The organism is Cognaticolwellia aestuarii (assembly GCF_002000025.1).
GTDB classification, from domain to species: Bacteria; Pseudomonadota; Gammaproteobacteria; order Enterobacterales; family Alteromonadaceae; genus Cognaticolwellia; species Cognaticolwellia aestuarii.
This window is the reverse complement of the sequence record NZ_MUZV01000005.1, coordinates 57,105-76,561: the sequence shown is the minus strand read 5'-3', so window position 1 is coordinate 76,561 and position 19,457 is coordinate 57,105. Positions and strand designations below refer to the sequence as shown.

Genomic DNA, 19,457 nt, shown 5'->3' with positions numbered 1-19,457 from the left:
ATCAGTTAAAAATCTATGCTAATGCCTGCGTAAAAATAGGCACCATTGTAGCCAAAAGGTGCTGATCTGCGAGAATATTCAAATACGCCATCACTTTCAACAACGGTATTACCCGCACCATCAATGATATGGCCTTGTCTTGAGTTACCAATTGTATTTTTATCAGGATAGACATCAAACAGGTTATTACTCCCTAAATAGATGTGTGTACTGTCATTAATCTGATATTCGGCTCGCACATCGGTTAACAGCTTGGCTGAGTATGTTTGTTCCTCGCCATCAATTACACTATATTGTCCAAAACGATTTAAAATAACATTAAAAAACCAATCTTCATGTTGATAATTTACGGTGAAATTAATACGATTTTTTGGCTGCCAACTTTCAATAATTGCGATGTCATGTTGAGAAAACACCTGCTCTACTGGTAAGTTATTTAGCGCACTGCCTTTTGGGGTAAATAACTGGCTTACCTTAGTATCAGTGAAGTTCGCGGCTAAGGTGAAGTCAAATACACCTTGTGAAATGGGATATTGCCAAGTAGCAATCAGGTCGATGCCTTGTGTTTTGCTATCGACACCATTTAAAAATACCTGTGCTTTATCAACATTTTCAGCCATTAAGGCTTGGTTTAATACCGTATTTTCTCCAGAGCAAAGGCTACTGCTCAAAACTATTCTGTCGGTAATGCTGATGTGGTAATAATCAAAAGTGACAGTAAGACCATTATTAAAGCTTGCAACAGCACCAAAACTGAAATTTTCTGAGCTTTCTTCGGTTAACTCAGGGATACCTATGCTGCTAGCTAAGCTACTGTCATTTCTAAAAGTAGCCACTTTTTGTCCGAGTAATTGACCATCATCATTCACTAAAAATTGGGTGCTAGTGTTGTTAAAGTATAGTTGTTGCATAGATGGTGCTCTAAAGCCGGTATTAAAGGCAGCTCGATAAGTTAACCAGCTATTGCTTTGCCAGTATGCCGCTAGTTTTAGGTTGGTTGAGGCACCAAAGCCATCGTAGTCATCAAATCTCAAGGCACTGTTGAGTGATATATCAGAAGTGAGCTGCTGCTCTAATTCCAGATAAAATGAGCGAACATAGCGTTGTTCATCTACAGCGCCATCAGGTGAAATACCGGGGAAACCTTGAATGCCAGCGATAGCATCGTGGTTGTATTGGGCTTGGTTGTCTAGGGTGTTGTAATCAAAGTAGCTGTATTTTTCACCCGCTTCAACTTGGTAATGATCGCGTCTAAACTCAAGCCCTACAGCTAAGGTTGCCCAGTCAAGATCTTGCATTATGTCTAAATTTAAAGTTTGCAAAGATAATGACAAATCATACGCGTGAGCAGTGCGTGGAATTGTATGACGAATTTCATCGGCGGTTTGTGCTTCGTGGTAACGTAGGAAGTTAGCAAAAGAAGCGTTAATCGAGTTTTCTGTCCAATAGCGAAGTGAGTTTTTGCCGTGAGTATATGATGCATCAATTGACGCGCCATTATCTAGGTCGAAAGCATAGCCTAAATTGATCGACGCATCTTTGATACTAGTGGCTATTTTAGGCAAGTAGCCATTGTTGATTGTTGCTTGGCCATCTTGTAGCTGTGGGTTGGTATTATTGTCTCTAGCGGTACGAAAAAAAGCAGCAGAGGTATTATCTCTTTTAGAGTAACTAGCAAAACCATAAAGTTCACCTAAAGCAAGTGGATAACCGGCATTGAGCACTATAGCTTGTTGTTGATATTTAGGGTTACCAACTTCAAATGTTTGGCGATTGGCGCTAATCTCACTGTTATTTGTGGTTAAATATTTTTCAGGCGTAAGGCTAATGCAGTCTTTATAAATACAGGCACCATCTTGGCCTGCACGATTAGTCGCCTGCATATTACTGATGCTTAACGAAGTGTTAATAAAGCCTTGTTCAAACAAGCTAAAGGTTTTATTAAACTCCAGTTGTTTGCTAGCGCCATCACCCTGGCTGTACTGCCCGTATGATACTTCTACGTAATCTTGTGCCGTGTCATCCTTTAAGACTAAGTTAATGACACCTGCTATGGCATCAGAGCCATATTGTGCTGCAGCGCCGTCACGTAGTATTTCTATGCGCTTAATTGCGGCGAGAGGAATAGCATTTAAATCGGTACCTGCTGTGCCCCGACCAACAGAGTTGTTGATATGAATGAGGCTGGCTTGATGACGACGTTTACCATTGATTAATACTAAGGTTTGATCTGGACCTAATCCTCGCAAGGTCGCGGGTTGTAAAACATCGCTGCCATCACTAATAGCAGATTTTGAAAAATTAAAAGAAGGAGCTACGGCTTGCAACATATTGCCAACATCAGTCTGCCCAGATTGCTTTAATTGTTGTACAGATAAAATATCAACGGGGACGGGTAAGTCGATGATAGAACGACGAGCAGTACGACTACCAACAATCGCTATTTTTTCAATATTAAGCTCTGCTGTTGGCGCGCTGTTATTATGATTTGTTGCGATGGTACTGATTTGCTCAGTTTGTGAGGCATTAGCATTAATTGCAATTATGTTATCTTGGTTTTTGCTAAAAGTAAGCCCAGAGTTTCTTAGCAATTTTCTCAGCGCAAAGTCAGTGCTGTAATAACCTTTGATGGGATTACTTTTGGCTTTAGCTGTTAGCTCAAATGAGAATAGTAATGTTTGTTGGCTTTGCTGAGCAAAGTTGATCAGTGCTTGGTTAGCATTTTGATCTTTTATATCGAAATAAATGAGTTGTTCAGCTTTGCTAAAGCACGACATAAAGTACAGTAGCAATAGGCTCGATATTCTTTGCTTATAAAGTCGTGATAATAGCCGCGCTATGCTATTTAATCCTACAAAGTGAAAAGTATTATCCATCAATAGCCAAATTCCGTTAAAGCATTAACTCGATTACTTGTTAACGACCTATTTTATTTAAAAGCCACTCGGTTCATCACAAGCTTTGTTATTACTTATTGATTTTTATTTGAGTTGCTAGAAAGTGCATAGGTATTCGTTGTTACTTCTTTAGCATCAATGGCAAAGTTGTAATGAAGAGATTGCAAGAGTGCATTGAGATCATTGGTTTTAAAGTAACCCGACACCCGTAATTGTGCTAAATCACTATCTACTGGCATGAATTTTATGGTGTTATAGCGTTGCACTTCCTTTAAAACCTGATTAAGTGGCTCACCATCAAAAATCAGTATACCTTGTTGCCATGCCAACTCTTGTTTAACTTCTTGAGCCGATAATAATTGTGTTGGCGAGGCAATATCATTGGCTATGGCGACTTTTTCACCAGCAGAAATAATATTATTATCATGGTTTTGATTTGCCAGGCTAGCGTTTAATATAGCGGTGGCAGGTGCTGTTGGGGTATTTATCGCTTTAAGGAGTTTATCAACAGGAGCGTTAGCTTTGGCAATTAATACCCGGCCTTCTTTAACCAGTAATTCAGCAGAGCTAATATTATCACGTTGGACGTTGAAAACTGTGCCGAGCGCAGTAAAAGAGTTATGCCCAGATACAACGGTGAAAGGGCGATGCTTATCTTTGGCAACATCAAACTTAGCTTCGCCACGTATCAAGGTGATTTTACGTTGAAGCTTGCTATAAGCCACTTCTATAATGGTATTAGTATTAAGCTCAACGATACTGCCATCGTCTAAAGTTACCTGTTTTTGTTCACCATATTGGCTAGTATATTTTTGGTAAGCATAGGCTGGATTGACATAGTGCTGTGTATTTGACCATATTTTATTAACGTCGCTAAAAAGGCTTGCTGTTAATAATGCAATACACACTAAACCTGAGGCTAGTAAGCCTTTCATTAGGTAATCATTTTGAGATTTTGTTTTTTCTTTATGTGAAAACAAACCACTAAGCTCATGTCTAGTGGCGAGATCACTCCATAAAGAAGAAATTTTTTTTAATGCAGCATAATGAGACTCATCTTGATTTATCCATGCAATTAATTGCTGCTTTTCCGCTCGAGATAGTCCTTTATCAAGGCGTGTTATCCAGAGATTAGCTTGCTCTTGGACCGATTTTTTATCGTTTAACGTCTCGGTTATCATCTACTACTTATCTTAGGATGGTTTTAGATTACATACTGTAACATTTTGAAGATAATACAATGTAAACGAAATTATATGTTGGTGCTATGTAAATTTTGAAAAAAGTGAAAGTTAGCCTTTAACTTGGCAATAAACTTGTACACCGCATTGGCTGTTAGTGGCTTTGATATGGGTAAGGTGTACTTAAAAATAGCGACAGCTTTTAGGTAGGACGTGTGACTAATAAAAAATATTATGAGCATAGCAATAAAAAAACCTAAACCTTGAGTTGTTCGTCAAAGTTTAGGTTAATTTGAAAGCGAAAAGTTGGTTATTTTTTATTACGCTTTGCTTGTTTTTTTGCTTTAGCTTTTTTCTGTGCCACAGTTCTTTTAACTTTGGCTTTTTTAACCGCAACACGAGCTTCTTTGTTTTGTGGTCTTAAGGCTTCAATGACTCGACGTGGCAGGCGCTCTTTTATATAACGTTCAATTTTACCAATAACGGCCATATCATGGGCTTCAACTAATGATATAGCCGTGCCTTTATTGCCAGCTCTACCCGTGCGTCCAATGCGGTGTAAATAAATATCGGCGGTTCGTGGCATATCAAAGTTTATGACATGAGTTATATCATCAATATCAAGTCCACGTGCGGCTACATCGGTAGCAACTAATACATTCACTGTTCCGTTACGTAAACGCTCTACAGAAGTGTTGCGTTTATCTTGCTGCATTTTACCTTCAAGCCAAACACAAGGAACCTCGTCAGCATAAAGCTTACCAGAGAGGTATTGTACAGTTTCTCGCTTATTAGCAAATACAACCACGCGCTCTACATCTTCTTGCTTTAATAAGTTGAGTAATAGGGCAAATTTATGCTCTTTATTATCAGCCAAATGCATCCATTGATGAATTTTTGCTTTTTCTTTTCTAGATGGGTTTGCTTCTAGGAATACCGGTTCATTGAGAAGCTCACGAGAAAAGCGAACCACTGCAGCACCTTCAAGGGTTGCAGAAAACAACATGGTTTGCTTACGCCAGCGGGCTTCTGCAACGATGCGATTTATGGTCTCTGCAAAACCCATATCTAGCATGCGATCAGCTTCGTCCAAAATAAGGATTTCAATTTCACGGCTATCAAACTGCTCGGTTTCAATGTATTCCATTAATCGACCAGGTGTTGCAACTAAAATATCAGTGTTGCTGGTCAGTATTTCTTTATGACTACCGTAATTAACACCACCAGTGATAACTGCTGACTTAATTCTGGTCAAGGCGGTTAACTTTTCACATTGCTCATGCGTTTGTATGGCAAGCTCACGTGTAGGTGACAAAATTAGCACGCGTGGAAAACCAGGACTTTTACGCGGGTAATCTAATAAATGTTGGGCAGCTGGTAAGATAAAAGCCGCTGTTTTTCCCGTTCCTGTTGGGGCTGAAGCTAATACGTCTTTACCTGCCATGGCCACAGGAAGTACTAATTCTTGGATCGACGTTGGCTTTTTAAAGCCTGCATTTTCAACACCGCCCAATAAAGCGGAATCTAGGTCAAACTGTTCAAACATGTAATAATTTTCTTTGGGGATTAATAAAGCCGGATTATAATGGCAAAATCAAATTTATCCTAAAGATCTTGCCAAATTTGTTTATTTATTATGATATTTTCACTAATCGGCTAAGATATCTGTAATTTCATGACTAATTTGTTGGCACCAAAGTTTAATTCGTTCTTCACTGGCATCGTATTGGTTGTCTTCATCAAGGGCTAAGCCTACAAAATGTTGTTCATCTTCTGTTAATGCTTTTGACGTTGCAAAGTCGTAGCCTTCATTTTGCCAGTAACCAATAACATAGCCTCCTTGAGCAAGCACTTGTTCATGTAGCATACCAAGTGCGTCCTGAAACCAGTCGGTATAACCAATTTGATCACCCATACCATAAAGCGCAACAATTTTACCCTCAAGGTCAATGTCAGCTATTTCTGGCCAGTGCGATTCCCAGTCTTCTTGAATTTCACCATAATCCCATGTGGAAATACCTAATATTAATACTTCATGATTTGCCATTTCTGTAAGTGGAGTATCTTTAATATTAAATAAGCTGACGACATCAGTACCAAGCTCTGCTTGAATTTTTTCCGCCGCTATTTCGGTATAACAAGTGGTTGAGCCATAAAATAATGCGATGTTCATTGATAAATTACCGAGGTTTGTACGAACCACTTTATATGGTTAGTGAACTAATGGCGGGATTTTAGCAAAATTTTAATAAATAAGAAGCTCTGCATTACTGTGAGGACAATATTTTTTAAAGTAAACGAGTGTTATTGCAATTATGTGTTTTTCACTGTAATTTTAGCCCGCTAAAAGCGGTCTTTGTATTTGCCTAAAGTTACGAATGTAATTTTCCGCCCACTTTTCTCTTAATCAGGTATGGAATAGATTTATGTCTAAGAAGTTTTTATTGGCTGCTGCACTTGGCATCTTGAGTTTGACCAACAATGTCAACGTGCATGCTGAGCCGAGCACCACAGTAGCAAACAGTGTTATGTTACCTACAGCACAATCTACGGCTTTCAATGCAGTAAAAGCAAAGCTTACTAAAACCTTAGGGCTTTCAATTGCGAGTATTAAACCATCACCGATGGCAGGTTTAATTGAAGTGGTCACTGATCAGGGGTTATTTTATGCGAGTGCTGACGGTGAGTTTTTATTACAAGGAAAAATGTACGGTCTTGGCAGCAGTGTTACCAATTTAACTGAAGCGAGCTTAGCGCTAATTCGTATTGAAGGCATGGCAAAGTTTTCTGATGCCATGATTGTGTTTCCGGCAGAAAACGAAAAGCATGTGGTTACTGTTTTTACTGATATTACCTGCGGTTATTGTCGTAAAATGCATGAACAAATTGAAGATTACAATGATAAAGGTATCACGGTGCGTTATTTGGCGTATCCGCGTGCAGGTGTAAAAGACCGCACAGGAAATTACTCACAAGGTTTTAAAGACCTACGGTCAATTTGGTGTCATGAAGATCCACAACAAGCGCTAACTAAAGCAAAAACTGGTGCCAATGTTGCCGCTCGTATTTGTGACAAACCTATTGAAGATGAGTTTAACTTTGGTCGTCAAGTAGGTGTTACTGGTACGCCAGCTATTATGTTAGCCAATGGTATGATGGTACCTGGCTATCAAGAGCCAAATAAACTATTGATGTTATTGCAAACCGCTTTATAAAGTGAGCGATAGCTATCCCTATATGCTATTTAAATGTGATTTTCGTCGTGCTTGAACAAAGGCGACTGATTAGAGTGTTATAGGGATATATAATGTATCTAAAATGGCAAGTTTATAACTTGCCATTTTTGTCTCTACAATTTCTTATTACTCGTATTATTTATTAACAAGAGTCATTCATGCAAAAACAGATTATTCGTCGCGAACATGTTAGTGATGAGCACTTGCCGAGTACGCTTCATCCTATTATTCGACAAATATATGCCCGCCGGGGAGTTACAGATAAAGCGCAACTTGAGTTAACAGCATCGCATTTATGCCCTGTTGAAACACTGAAAGGTTTGCCGGCAGCATGTGAACTTTTGCACTTGGCGCTACAAGAGCGAAAAAATATCACGGTGATTGGTGATTTTGATGCTGACGGCGCGACTAGCACGGCGTTAATGATGGAAGCATTACAAATGCTTGGCTCAAGTAATCATCACTTTTTAGTGCCTAATCGATTTAAGTACGGCTATGGTTTAACACCTGAAATTGTTGATATTGCCGCATCGCAAGGTGCGCAGGTTTTAGTCACGGTTGATAATGGTATTAGTTGTACTGCAGGGGTTAAAAGAGCAAAAGCATTAGGCTTACAGGTGGTGGTTACTGATCATCATTTACCTGGTGCTACAACACCACCTGCAGATGCCATCGTTAATCCTAATCAAGAGGGCTGTAACTTTGCCAGTAAGTCATTAGCTGGGGTCGGTGTTGCCTTTTATTTTATGTTGGCGTTACGAAAGTATTTACGAGAACAAGGCTGGTTTGCACAAGAAAATATTAAAGAACCAAATATTGCACAGTTACTTGATTTAGTTGCATTAGGGACGGTAGCTGATGTGGTGTCACTAGATGCCAATAATCGTATTTTAGTTGAACAAGGTTTAAAGCGTATTCGTGCTGGAGCAACAAGACCAGGCATTCAAGCATTAATCGAAATAGCAGGTAAAAATCAACAAAAGCTGGTTGCTAGTGATTTTGGCTTCGCGCTAGGACCACGAATTAATGCTGCGGGTCGGCTTGACGACATGGCTTTTGGCATCAATTGTTTATTAGCGAAAGACTTGTCGACGGCGAGAGTGATGGCGGCAGATTTGGATGACTTAAATAAAGCGCGTCGAGAAATCGAACAAGGCATGCAAATTGAAGCCGAGCAAGTACTCGCGGGCTTGCAATTTAGTGAAGATAACTTACCTCATGGCATTAGCTTATTTCATGCGGATTGGCATCAGGGAGTTATTGGTATTGTTGCAGGACGACTGAAAGAAAAATATCATCGTCCGAGTATCGTCTTTGCTAAAGCTAGCGACGAAAGCGCTAATATTATCGATCATCAAAATGACGAAATAAAAGGGTCAGCGCGTTCTATTCCAGGTTTGCATATTCGAGATTTATTGGAATATATTGACAGCCAGCATCCAGGCATCATTACAAAATTTGGTGGTCATGCTATGGCTGCTGGCTTATCGATAGCGGCAGAGCAGTTTGAAAGCTTTTCTAAGCTGTTTGAGAAATATGCGCAGCAATGGTTAAGCCAAGAAGCTTTAACGGGAGTTTTAGCTTCAGATGGTGAATTACTGACTCAAGATATGACATTGACCTTCGCTCAGGTATTACGAGATGCTGGCCCATGGGGACAAAACTTCCCTGAACCATTATTTGATGATGTCTTTACGTTAGTACAGCAGCGTATTGTTGGAGAAAAACATTTGAAATTAGTGGTAGAAAAAGATCAGCAAATATTTGATGCCATTGCCTTTAATGTTGACATTAAACGTTGGCCTGACCATCAAGCTAAGCAAGTTAAGCTTGCTTATCGTCTTGATATCAATGAGTTTCGTGGTAAGCAGTCGGTGCAATTAATGGTCGAACAATTAGAATAGCGTTTAGTGCCAGCATAAATGGCTAGTGCTACTAATAATATTTATGTTTTTTAGCTCAAAAAATATCGTAAAAAGGCGATTTGATCAGTCAAGCAAGCATTTATTTCATTGCATAATTAGGCTACAATGCGCGACTATTTTACCCTTAGGTCTTTAGCTGTGACTTGGTCACCAAAATCATATGTTAGAAGTTAATCCAGTACTTAATAAAATTAAAGAAATCCGCGAACGTACCGATATGCTCCGGGGGTATCTTTGACTACGACCAAAAGTCAGAGCGTTTGGTTGAAGTTGTTCGTGAGTTAGAGTCTGCTGATGTTTGGAATGATCCTGAGCGGGCGCAAGCTTTAGGCCGAGAGCGAGCAGCATTAGAAGCGGTTGTTGAAACCATTGATGAAATGGACTCAGGTTGTGAAGATATTGAAGGTTTAGTTGAATTAGCGGTTGAAGCTGATGATGAAGAAACCTTTAATGATGCTGAAGAAGAGACAAAAGCATTAGAAGCTAGCCTGGAAAAATTAGAGTTTCGTCGGATGTTTTCTGGTGAACAGGATGCGAATAACTGTTACTTAGATATTCAATCTGGCTCAGGTGGTACTGAAGCACAAGATTGGGCCGAAATGTTAATGCGCATGTATTTACGTTGGGGTGAAGCAAACGGCTATAAAACTGAAGCCATTGAAGTCACCGGTGGTGATGTTGCTGGCATCAAAGGCTGTACCATTAAATATACCGGTGAATACGCCTTTGGTTGGTTACGCACTGAAACTGGCGTTCATCGCTTAGTGCGTAAATCTCCATTTGATTCAAGTGGGCGTCGCCATACTTCGTTTGCTTCGGCTTTTATTTACCCTGAAATAGACGACAATATAGAAATTGATATTAATCCTGCTGATCTACGTATAGATACTTTTCGTGCCTCTGGTGCTGGTGGTCAGCATGTTAACAAAACTGACTCTGCTATTCGTATTACCCATGAACCAACCGGCGCTGTAGTGGCATGTCAGGCTGATCGTTCACAGCATAAAAACCGCGCAACCGCGATGAAATTGCTAAAAGCTAAATTGTATGAAATGGAAATGCAAAAGCAAAATGAAGGCAAGCAAGAATTAGAAGATGGCAAGTCAGATATTGGCTGGGGTAGCCAAATTCGCTCTTATGTATTAGATGATAGCCGGATTAAAGATTTACGCACAGGCGTAGAAAACCGCAATACTCAAGCGGTATTAGATGGCGATTTAAATAAATTTTTAGAAGCTAGCTTAAAATCTGGCTTATAAATACCTTAATGATATTACGTTAAAACACGAGAAATAAAATGACTGATCAAGCAAACCAAGACGAAAACAAGTTGATTGCCGAACGTCGTGGCAAATTAGTAAAAATTCGAGAAAACTGTCCGGCTAATGGCCACCCTAACAAGTTTGATCGAAAACACTATGCTGCTGATTTACAAGCTGAACACGGTGAAAAAGATAAAGAAACGCTTGAAGCTGAAACTGCAGAATACAGCATTGCTGGTCGTGTTATGGCAAAACGTGGTCCATTCTTAGTATTACAAGATATGACTGGGCGCATTCAGGCTTATGCACATAAAACTGTGCAAAAAGACATTAAAGAGCGTTGGGGTACATTGGACATTGGCGATATTGTTGGCGTTACCGGTACAATGCACATGTCTGGTAAAGGTGACTTATATGTCAACATGGATAAATATGAGCTATTAACTAAATCGCTGCGTCCATTACCAGAAAAGTTCCATGGTTTATCTGATGTTGAAACAAAATATCGTCAACGCTATGTTGACTTAATTATCAATGAAGATACGCGTAATACCTTTAAAATTCGTTCAAAAATAGTTGATGGTATTCGTAAATTTTTAACTGACCGTGATTTCATGGAAGTTGAAACACCGATGTTACAAACGATTCCAGGCGGTGCCACAGCAAAACCTTTTGAAACTTTTCATAATGCTTTAGACATTCAAATGTATATGCGTATTGCGCCTGAGCTTTATTTAAAGCGTTTAGTTGTTGGTGGTTTTGAGAAAGTATTTGAAATCAACCGTAACTTCCGTAATGAAGGCTTATCAACACGTCATAACCCAGAGTTCACTATGATTGAATTCTACCAAGCTTACGCTGATTATCATGACTTGATGAACCTGACAGAAGACATGTTACGTACGTTAGCTGAAGACGTAATGGGTTCAGCTATTATTCGTAATACCGTGAAAAATGCTGAAGGTGAAGTAACACAAGAAAAGTTTTATGACTTTGGTCAGCCATTTGCACGTTTATCTATGGTTGATGCTATTTTAAAATACGGTAAAGATCTTGACGAGAACGTGTTGCGTAACCCTGAAGAAAATCTTGACGCGTTGAAAGCAATGGCAAAAGCTGTTGGTGTTAAAGAAACAGACGCATCTAAAGTTTGGGGTGCGGGTAAGTATATTTGTGAAATTTTTGAAGAAGTTGCCGAGCATATGCTTGATCAACCAACATTCATCACCGAGTACCCTTGGGAAGTTTCGCCATTAGCACGTCGTAACGACGACAACCCGTTTATTACGGATCGCTTTGAATTTTTCGTTGGTGGCCGTGAATTAGCCAATGGTTTCTCAGAGCTTAATGATGCTGAAGACCAAGCCGCGCGTTTCCAAAATCAAGTAGCAGGTAAAGATGCTGGCGATGATGAAGCCATGCACTATGATGCTGATTACATTCAAGCACTTGAATATGGTTTACCGCCAACGGCAGGTGAAGGTATTGGTATCGATAGATTAGTGATGCTATTCACTGACTCTCCTACCATTAAAGATGTAATTTTATTCCCGCACATGCGTCCATTAGCTGAAGGTTAAGCTAACAAAACCGCAAAAGCGCTAGTGGTAACACTAGCGCTTTTTTTATGGCTGATGCCAAGTTGATTAATTACCTGCTCATTTTTAATAGCTAATTTGAATAATGGGGGGGGATCAAATTTATAAGTAGCGTAACTACTGACCAAACTTTATGCCTTGTAACTATCCATTTTTCCTCATGAAAAACTAAATTACCTGAGCTCTGGATAAGCAGCACTTGCTAATCCTCCCTTTTAAGGCATTATCTGAGTTAAAACGTCGATAAATAGCATGCTATTGATAAACGTTTTGCCTTGGAAATGGCATAAAATGAAGCATTGATGGTGTCTATTAATGATGTTCGCCTTCAGGTTAAATAACTTAATTAATCAAGTTGCTATAATGAATGACATTAATCAGGTTGGTTATGAACTTGCTTAGCAAAGTTATAACGCAAAAAACTTGAATTAAAGATCATATATATTTAGTCAAGTTTTAACTTGTATCATCATTAGAATTGTTATTAATAAGCGCTATAGCTGCGTATCTGTCAAGCCCCAAATAAAGGCAATAAAGGCCGTGAAGCTCAATAATATAATATAAAGAATAGCGATAACATTGTATTTAATGAAGGTTAAAAACTTACCTTGTTTATAAACTCGTTTCTGCATGATTATTAGATAGATAGGTAGCCAAATTAATGCGACATAACTACTGTACTCCATAATAGAGCGCAGTAAGGTACTGCTTTCATCTAGCTTGTCATATAGCCAATCAGTTACCTCTACTAAAAAAATAGTCAAGAAAATAAAGCTATGACTATGCAAGGCAACCGTTAAATGCTCCATATATAATCGATTTGAAAACATATACATAATTTTTAACAATGCCGCAAATATTGGCAATACGATAAACATAAGTTGCGGCAGTTTACTAATCGATTCTTTATACAGTGGTGTTGGATCTGATGAAAATGCCTTTTCAGCCTTTCTCTCTAATTCCTCGGTGAACTCATTCAGTTTGATATTATTGGCTTTTGAAAGAAAATCAAACGTGAATGTACCATCCGCATTATTGGAAAATGTTATTTTTTTATCTTTCTTCTTAGGTTTTTCTGGTAACTCAGTTACATTTAGCAATTTTAATCGCTCAATAGCATTGGCTAATTTTTCAGTATCATCGACAGAGAGTTCACCTTTATTACGTATTTTTTTAAACTCTAGCAAAACAATGGTATCAGTGACATCTGCTGCAGGCATATTACTTTTGTTGTTTAACGCTTCTTGATAAGTCTGATATTTTACGATCTCTTGCTCGATATTTTCTATGACTGACTTTTCATTATCGATAAGTGCAGTGGATTTCTTCTCTTCAAGTTGTTGTAAATACTTAGTGATCTTTTGATTAGATTCAATATTGTCCTTTCCTGTAAAAATGTTATCACTGGCTAAGTAGCTCAGCGCGAGAAAGAAAATAATACTGATAAATAAATACAAACGTAGCGGTGGGACATAATGTACCCGCCTGCCGGCAAAATACTCATTGGTTAAAAAGCCGGGCTTGAACATCAGGGGGAAAATTGTTCTGCTAGCGCGGGAATCAAAACTAAAAATATCATCGAGTAAATGTAGTATTACACTCCAAAAATACCTTAATGTTGATTCAATTGATTGGCCACATTGACTACAGAAAGAGCCCGTTACTTTTGCGTGGCAATTTTCACATATAACACCGTCGGTTTTATCATCGTTTATCAATAAAGCAACGTTGTTGTGATTGTTATTGTCAGACATAATATTTGCAGTAAGTAAAACAGATACTTAGCATAGTAACATTGATTTTTTTGAGCGCAAATGTGATTTTGAAGTCTTGCATGTGATAAGTAGCAGTAATGATGAAATATTTGAATGAAAATAGCTTTTATTTACAATTAATCGTTATTATTTGCTATATCTTTAGTGCTGTATTGATAATGTTCTGTTAAATTTAGGGGGTTACCGATCAAAGCAAGCCAAATAGCAGGAGAATTATAATGGCATTTGAAGTTACCTTCGAGTTGAAAGAGTCAGATTTAGAGCATTTTCGTAATGTGATGAGACAGTCAAAGTCAGGCGCTAAAAACTTAGCTGAAACAGAAATTTTAGCCAATGCAAAAAGTTTGAGTGCAGATGTTAAAGGTGATGTACCGGCATTTGTAAGTGAAAGAATTCATAAATTAGAAACTTTAGTGGCAATGATTGAAGATTCTGAGTGGAAAATACCAGAAGAAGAGCGCGCCGATGTGCTAAGTGCGTTAGCATACTTTAGTGACCCAGAAGATCTCGTTCCTGATCATATACCGGTGTTAGGCTTTTTAGATGATGCGATCATGATTGAGCTAGTTGCTGAAGAACTGAAAGATGATATTGAAGCTTTTATCGAATTTTGTAGCTACCGCACACGTGAAGAAGCCCGTAACGGTGATGCTACTGTGACTCGTGATGATTGGTTAGATGCGAAACGAAGAGAACTGCATAGCCGAATGAGAAATCGTCGTACTAGCCGTCGTAGCCGTTCAGGTTTTCGTTCAATTTTTTAGCGCTGGGTGTTCAGTTCGCCTGAGCGATGTTAAATATTTAAAAAAAGCCGCACAAGCGGCTTTTTTTATTTTTGACACAATATAAACGGACAAAATTTTTCAGAAAAAACACCACAGAAAGGCATACTAGATTACAATATTTGTTAGTTTGTCAGGAAAAGCATAACAACAAAAAACGCGATAATAGTACCATTAAAGGCAAAGATATAACCAAAGCCTTTTAAACCTTGCTTGATGCTATAGTCGTTACTTTTTAAATACCAATACCAAATAATGCACATGATGATAGGTACGAGAAAAAATAGTCGGATCATATTTATGTTGTCTCCTGCGGTATTTGTTTGGCGGGTTCTCGCCAAGGTGCAACCTTAAATAACATTAGCATACCTGGTATCGCTAATACCGTGCATAAAAAATAAAAATTAGTCCAACCTACTTGCTCGACAATCACACCGGTAGTTGCGTTAGCAAAAGTTCGAGGCAATGCAGTTAGTGCGGTAAACAGTGCAAATTGCGTTGCGGCAAAAGCGGGGTTAGTTGTTCTAGCAATAAAAGCGGTGAATGCTGCTGTTCCTAGCCCAACACCTAAGTATTCAAAGCCCATTGCCATGGCTAAAGCATAGGTGTTATGGCCAATTTCCGCTAGGGCAGCAAAGCCTAATATACTGATTATTTGCACAACGCCAAATAGCCATAAAGCGCGATTAATACTTAGCTTAATCATGACTATACCACCAATAGCTAAACCTATAGTCATCGCAATCAGTGAAGCCGTTTTAGCGACCACCCCTATTTCAGTTTTAGTAAACCCAAGGTCAATAAAAAATGGCGTTTGCAAAGCTGTAGCCATGCTATCGCCGAGTTTATAAAGAAATAAAAATGCGAGTATTTGTAGCCCGGCTTTGGTGCCTTTTCTGTTGATAAAGTCCTTAAATGGCGAAACTATTGCGTCTTGCAGCGTTTTTGGCGCTTGTGGTGCATTGTTCAGCTCTTTGATCGACAGGCTTAAGAAAATACCTATTAGCATAAAGCTAGCAACAATAAGAAACACGGATTGCCAGCTAATATGATCAGCTAGAATAAAAGCTAAAGAGCCAGGAACTAAACCTGAAAGTCGATACGCTTGCACATGAATAGAGTTACCCAAGCCCAGTTCATGTTCAGGCAATAACTCACGGCGATAAGCATCAAGAACAATATCTTGGCTGGCACTAAAAAATGCTACTGCAGCGGCTAAGTAAGCAACACTCCAAATATTCATTACTGGGTCAACAAAACCAAATGCCGTGATTGAGAATAGTAATAGTACTTGCGTGAGTAACATCCAGCTCCGCCGACGACCCAGAACAGGTAAAGAGTAGCGGTCCATCAGTGGTGACCAGATAAATTTCCATACATAGGGGATACCGATCAGCGAAAACAAGCCAATTTCAGCCAAACTGACGCCTTCTGAACGCAACCAGCCAGGCACTAATTGATAAAGAATAAATAAAGGCAGCCCAGAACTAAAACCGGTAAAAATACAAATTAGCATGCGGCGATTAAATATCGCTTGCTTAAAGGTTGGAGATGGCATTGCTTAAAGCCTAATGAATACGAGAAGATAATGTTGTTAGGCTATCAAAATGTATTAGTAAACAGAAGTTTAATATTTTCTTAGTGTAAACTAATTAGCCGCTGCCATGTGTATTATGCCAATATTGATCTGATGTGCCTGAACATTTTACGGCAGTGGTCGCCAACCTACACAATCAATAGGGTAGCTACCAATACCAGCGAAAAACTCCAAACAAGTCGATATTTCACTTTTGAAGTACAAATCACTGTCAAATTTCTTTGAACTATGTAAGCTCAACTCATGCATAATATGCCAAAATACCCGCTCTCTGGCACTACTTGGGGTTTCATCACTGACATTAAGTAAGGTCCATTCTGACATGGTATGTTCTACAAATAGATCAAGTTCAGTGTAGTGGAGTGTATGATTAATCACTGCATTAATATAAATTCGAATTTGCGTGATCTTTTCATTAATAAAATGTTCAATCGCCATGATATTCCTCGTTTGCTAATGTCCTGTTTAAAGTGTTTAGCTAAGTCGAAATATCCGTATAAGCCGCCTAGTTATGTTATTTACTTCGTTTAGTTATCGGCGATAAAGGGGCAATTGTCAAAATTAAAATTGTAACTAAAATGTAATACTAAGGTCGATAACAGGGAGTAGTCTAGATTAATTTTTAACTTATTAACCGCTAAAGGAAAAAGTGAGGGCTGTAAGTTTATGATTTTATATTGTTATAATAATTACGCTTTCGAGAAGGGCGGTCACTCTGCGCTAAACACCTAGTTGTTAGCGCGTGATAAGGGTTATGGTCGCGTTTAAGCTGCAAATATAAAAAGGCTGACAATTGACTGTCAGCACAGCCTGGCAATGGTGCTATATTGCAGGTAGTAAGCTGGCTTTAATCAGTATAATAGGTTCGACAGGTACATCTTCCCAGCCCATCTCTGCATTATAATCTGTTTTCACTAAAGCCATGGCATCGATAACGTCTTGACCTTCGATAACACTGCCAAATACAGCGTAACCCCAGCGTCGGCCAGGATCTAAGCTTGAATTGTCAGCGACGTTAAAAAAGAATTGTCTATTCGCTGTATGAGGGCGACTTTCTTTCGCCATTGCGATAGTACCTATTCCATTTTTTAAACCATTGCCTGATTCGTTGATAATATCTTCATTTACTTTTTTTAGTTCAAAATCTTGACTGTAACCGCCTCCTTGCACAATGAACTCAGGAACAATGCGATGGAAAATAGTATTGTTGTATTCGCCAGTGACCACGTAAGTTAGAAAGTTATCAACAGTGAGCGGGGCACGAATTCTATCAAGTTCGATAATGATAACTCCCATCGATGTTTCCAGTTTTACTTGTGGAAATAAGTTGTCAGGGTCAATTGCTAAATTTTTTGCACTACAAGTTATTGAAAGTATTAATAATATAACTGAAAAAAATTTCATTGTGGTATCTCAAAATAAATGCGCTAGTGATTGTTTATTTAATAAACTTTTGTATTTCTTGATTTTGTACTATTTGTGTTAATAGTTTTGCCAGTTGCTGATTAAAATCTCGTTCTAACACGGCAATATCAGCTTTTAATGGGCCGTTACTTTTCCCGGTGATTTTAAATGACTTGGTTAAGGTACCGCTGTCATTATTGATAACCACACGAAAATTCATTTGATTATTGGCACTGTATTTTAAAAGCTCCTGCTGAACATTAACTAAAGCGTTATCAATGATGACTTCAACTTGATTAGCCGCTAATGGCTTTACCTGTAAACCGTTAGCTTTTAGCGCTGAAGTTAGTGATTTCTCGACGATACTAACAATAGGCTCTTGAGCTGAGTATAGCTGTGCGGGTTCATCAAGTCGTAAAACTTGTACAATGTGATTTGAGCTACGTAAGTCTGTAAAACGTAATTGTACCTGTTTGTCTTGGTATACATTACTCTTAACACTACTAAGCTCGGGGCTAACAATGACATGTGTAATTGGGCTGCTACAAGCCAGTAAAAATAGTGTAGTAGAACTTAAAAGTAATAGCTTAATTATGGATGATTTCATCGTAGGCTCTTAAGGTTAATTAACGTTTTATCGCTGAAATGGTGACAAACTTGTCATTACTCGCAATGAGTTTTTCATTGCCAAAAATGCGTTTTAATTTTATATGATAGCCAAGCTGGCGATTACCAATAATGCGCAACTCGCCACCTTTTTTCAAAACTCTATGACTGTCTTTAAACATCTGCCAAGCAATGTGGTCTGTGGTCGCTGTTTGTTGATGAAATGGTGGGTTGCATAAAATAACATCAACACTACCGCCTTCAACACTCGTTAAACAGTCATTTATTTGAAATTGACATTGTGCTAACTCTGAAGGTAAGTTTTTAGCGATATTGAGTTTTGCTGACTCAATAGCCATGTAAGACTCATCAATGAACAGTATATTGGCAGTGGGTTGTTTTGATAATACGTGTAAGCCAATGACACCATTACCACAACCAAGATCAATGACTTGTGCGTCAGCGGCGATGTTAGGTAAGTTCTGCATAAAGTAACGTGCGCCAATATCGAGTTTTTCTCTGGCGTACACATTAGCATGGTTATTTATAGTAAATTCTGTGTTCTCTAAAGGCCAAGCGTTAAGAGAGGTGGCTGTTAGTGCTTTGTTATTATCAAGCTGACTAAATACTAAGCGTGCTTTTTTGACCGCTAATGAGGTTTTGGTCGTACCTAAATAGTTTTCAAATACTTTCAGAGTAGAACTATGAATTTCTTTGGCACGATCAGCGGCAATAAAAGTTACTTGGTCAGAAAGTTGCTGCTTAATTTGACTTAATTGATAACACAATAATGTTTTACTTTTAGGAATTTTGAACAACACAATGCTGATATCTGAAGGTAAATCTTCCAAGCTTGTCAGTAATGTTAGGTTATCAGTTGAGATACCATTTTGTTCAAAATTATACTCAATACCTTGGTGACTTAAAAATGAGTCGTTAACACAATAAAGTTGATGTTGAGCTAAGTTACAGCTTAAAGCACCAAAATTGTCATTAAATATTAAGATTTTCTGTTTAGCGGATGTTAATTGCTCTTGTTCTAAGTAATTCAACAGATACTCATCTGCGGCATCCCAAGCTTGTAAACTACGGTTAACTTGTCCGGTTGGGAAACGATCGAGAAAAAGGTTTTTGTCATTGATTATAAAAGGGCTGATCATAGCGATAAATACTTAGTTAACGTGGCTGATATTG

At 38.5% G+C, this 19,457-nt stretch carries 16 protein-coding genes; 5 read left to right on the top strand and 11 right to left on the bottom strand.

Annotation, left to right across the window (positions count from 1 at the left end):
• Nucleotides 1-5 precede the first annotated feature (5 nt).
• The 4 genes from B0169_RS08990 to fldB form a co-directional block, all read right to left on the bottom strand.
• Nucleotides 6-2,777, bottom strand: coding sequence for a TonB-dependent receptor (locus tag B0169_RS08990; protein WP_235838530.1), 2,772 nt, complete (start codon nucleotides 2,775-2,777; stop codon nucleotides 6-8).
• A 194-nt stretch (nucleotides 2,778-2,971) separates the two neighbouring features.
• The gene (locus B0169_RS08985) at nucleotides 2,972-4,078 is read right to left on the bottom strand and encodes a FecR family protein (protein WP_077285639.1); all 1,107 of its coding nucleotides are present in this window, start codon (nucleotides 4,076-4,078) and stop codon (nucleotides 2,972-2,974) included.
• Between the two features lie 310 nt (nucleotides 4,079-4,388).
• Nucleotides 4,389-5,624, bottom strand: coding sequence for an ATP-dependent RNA helicase SrmB (gene srmB, locus B0169_RS08980; RefSeq protein WP_077285638.1), 1,236 nt, complete (start codon nucleotides 5,622-5,624; stop codon nucleotides 4,389-4,391).
• A 102-nt stretch (nucleotides 5,625-5,726) separates the two neighbouring features.
• Nucleotides 5,727-6,251: a flavodoxin FldB gene (gene fldB / locus B0169_RS08975; protein WP_077285637.1), complete on the bottom strand. Its 525-nt coding sequence runs from the start codon at nucleotides 6,249-6,251 to the stop codon at nucleotides 5,727-5,729.
• A gap of 253 nt (nucleotides 6,252-6,504) precedes the next feature.
• Here fldB and dsbC point away from each other — a divergent pair, with 253 nt between their 5' ends.
• The 4 genes from dsbC to lysS all read left to right on the top strand — a co-directional run bounded on the left by dsbC (nucleotide 6,505) and on the right by lysS (nucleotide 12,081).
• Nucleotides 6,505-7,293, top strand: coding sequence for a bifunctional protein-disulfide isomerase/oxidoreductase DsbC (dsbC, locus tag B0169_RS08970; protein ID WP_077285636.1), 789 nt, complete (start codon nucleotides 6,505-6,507; stop codon nucleotides 7,291-7,293).
• A 179-nt stretch (nucleotides 7,294-7,472) separates the two neighbouring features.
• Complete coding sequence (recJ, locus tag B0169_RS08965) at nucleotides 7,473-9,218, top strand: single-stranded-DNA-specific exonuclease RecJ (protein ID WP_077285635.1); 1,746 nt, start codon at nucleotides 7,473-7,475, stop codon at nucleotides 9,216-9,218.
• Between the two features lie 181 nt (nucleotides 9,219-9,399).
• Nucleotides 9,400-10,498, top strand: a protein-coding gene (gene prfB / locus B0169_RS08960) for a peptide chain release factor 2 (protein ID WP_162274353.1) whose coding sequence is annotated in 2 segments (ribosomal slippage) — nucleotides 9,400-9,474 and nucleotides 9,476-10,498 — 1,098 coding nt in all. Because the reading frame shifts where the segments join, the coding sequence is not laid out codon by codon here.
• Nucleotides 10,499-10,536: 38 nt separating this feature from the next.
• A complete protein-coding gene (lysS, locus tag B0169_RS08955; protein WP_077285634.1) occupies nucleotides 10,537-12,081 on the top strand; it encodes a lysine--tRNA ligase in 1,545 nt (514 codons plus the stop codon).
• 512 nt (nucleotides 12,082-12,593) lie between these two features.
• Here the strand turns inward: lysS and B0169_RS08950 are convergent.
• Nucleotides 12,594-13,853: a DUF3667 domain-containing protein gene (locus B0169_RS08950; protein ID WP_077285633.1), complete on the bottom strand. Its 1,260-nt coding sequence runs from the start codon at nucleotides 13,851-13,853 to the stop codon at nucleotides 12,594-12,596.
• Between the two features lie 239 nt (nucleotides 13,854-14,092).
• Here B0169_RS08950 and B0169_RS08945 point away from each other — a divergent pair, with 239 nt between their 5' ends.
• Entirely contained in the window at nucleotides 14,093-14,638 is a 546-nt protein-coding gene (locus B0169_RS08945) for a YkvA family protein (protein ID WP_077285632.1), read from the top strand.
• 143 nt (nucleotides 14,639-14,781) lie between these two features.
• Here B0169_RS08945 and B0169_RS19370 read toward each other — a convergent pair whose 3' ends face one another.
• The 6 genes from B0169_RS19370 to B0169_RS08920 all read right to left on the bottom strand — a co-directional run bounded on the left by B0169_RS19370 (nucleotide 14,782) and on the right by B0169_RS08920 (nucleotide 19,423).
• A complete protein-coding gene (locus B0169_RS19370; RefSeq protein ID WP_164474800.1) occupies nucleotides 14,782-14,952 on the bottom strand; it encodes a hypothetical protein in 171 nt (56 codons plus the stop codon).
• 2 nt (nucleotides 14,953-14,954) lie between these two features.
• The gene (locus B0169_RS08940; protein WP_077285631.1) at nucleotides 14,955-16,214 is read right to left on the bottom strand and encodes an AmpG family muropeptide MFS transporter; all 1,260 of its coding nucleotides are present in this window, start codon (nucleotides 16,212-16,214) and stop codon (nucleotides 14,955-14,957) included.
• A gap of 147 nt (nucleotides 16,215-16,361) precedes the next feature.
• Complete coding sequence (locus B0169_RS08935) at nucleotides 16,362-16,691, bottom strand: hypothetical protein (RefSeq protein ID WP_077285630.1); 330 nt, start codon at nucleotides 16,689-16,691, stop codon at nucleotides 16,362-16,364.
• A gap of 384 nt (nucleotides 16,692-17,075) precedes the next feature.
• Nucleotides 17,076-17,657, bottom strand: a complete 582-nt coding sequence (locus tag B0169_RS08930) for a peptidylprolyl isomerase (RefSeq protein ID WP_077285629.1) — start codon at nucleotides 17,655-17,657, stop codon at nucleotides 17,076-17,078.
• A 34-nt stretch (nucleotides 17,658-17,691) separates the two neighbouring features.
• Entirely contained in the window at nucleotides 17,692-18,264 is a 573-nt protein-coding gene (locus B0169_RS08925; RefSeq protein WP_077285628.1) for a YajG family lipoprotein, read from the bottom strand.
• A 19-nt stretch (nucleotides 18,265-18,283) separates the two neighbouring features.
• Nucleotides 18,284-19,423: a methyltransferase gene (locus tag B0169_RS08920; RefSeq protein ID WP_077285627.1), complete on the bottom strand. Its 1,140-nt coding sequence runs from the start codon at nucleotides 19,421-19,423 to the stop codon at nucleotides 18,284-18,286.
• Between the last annotated feature and the right edge of the window lie 34 nt (nucleotides 19,424-19,457).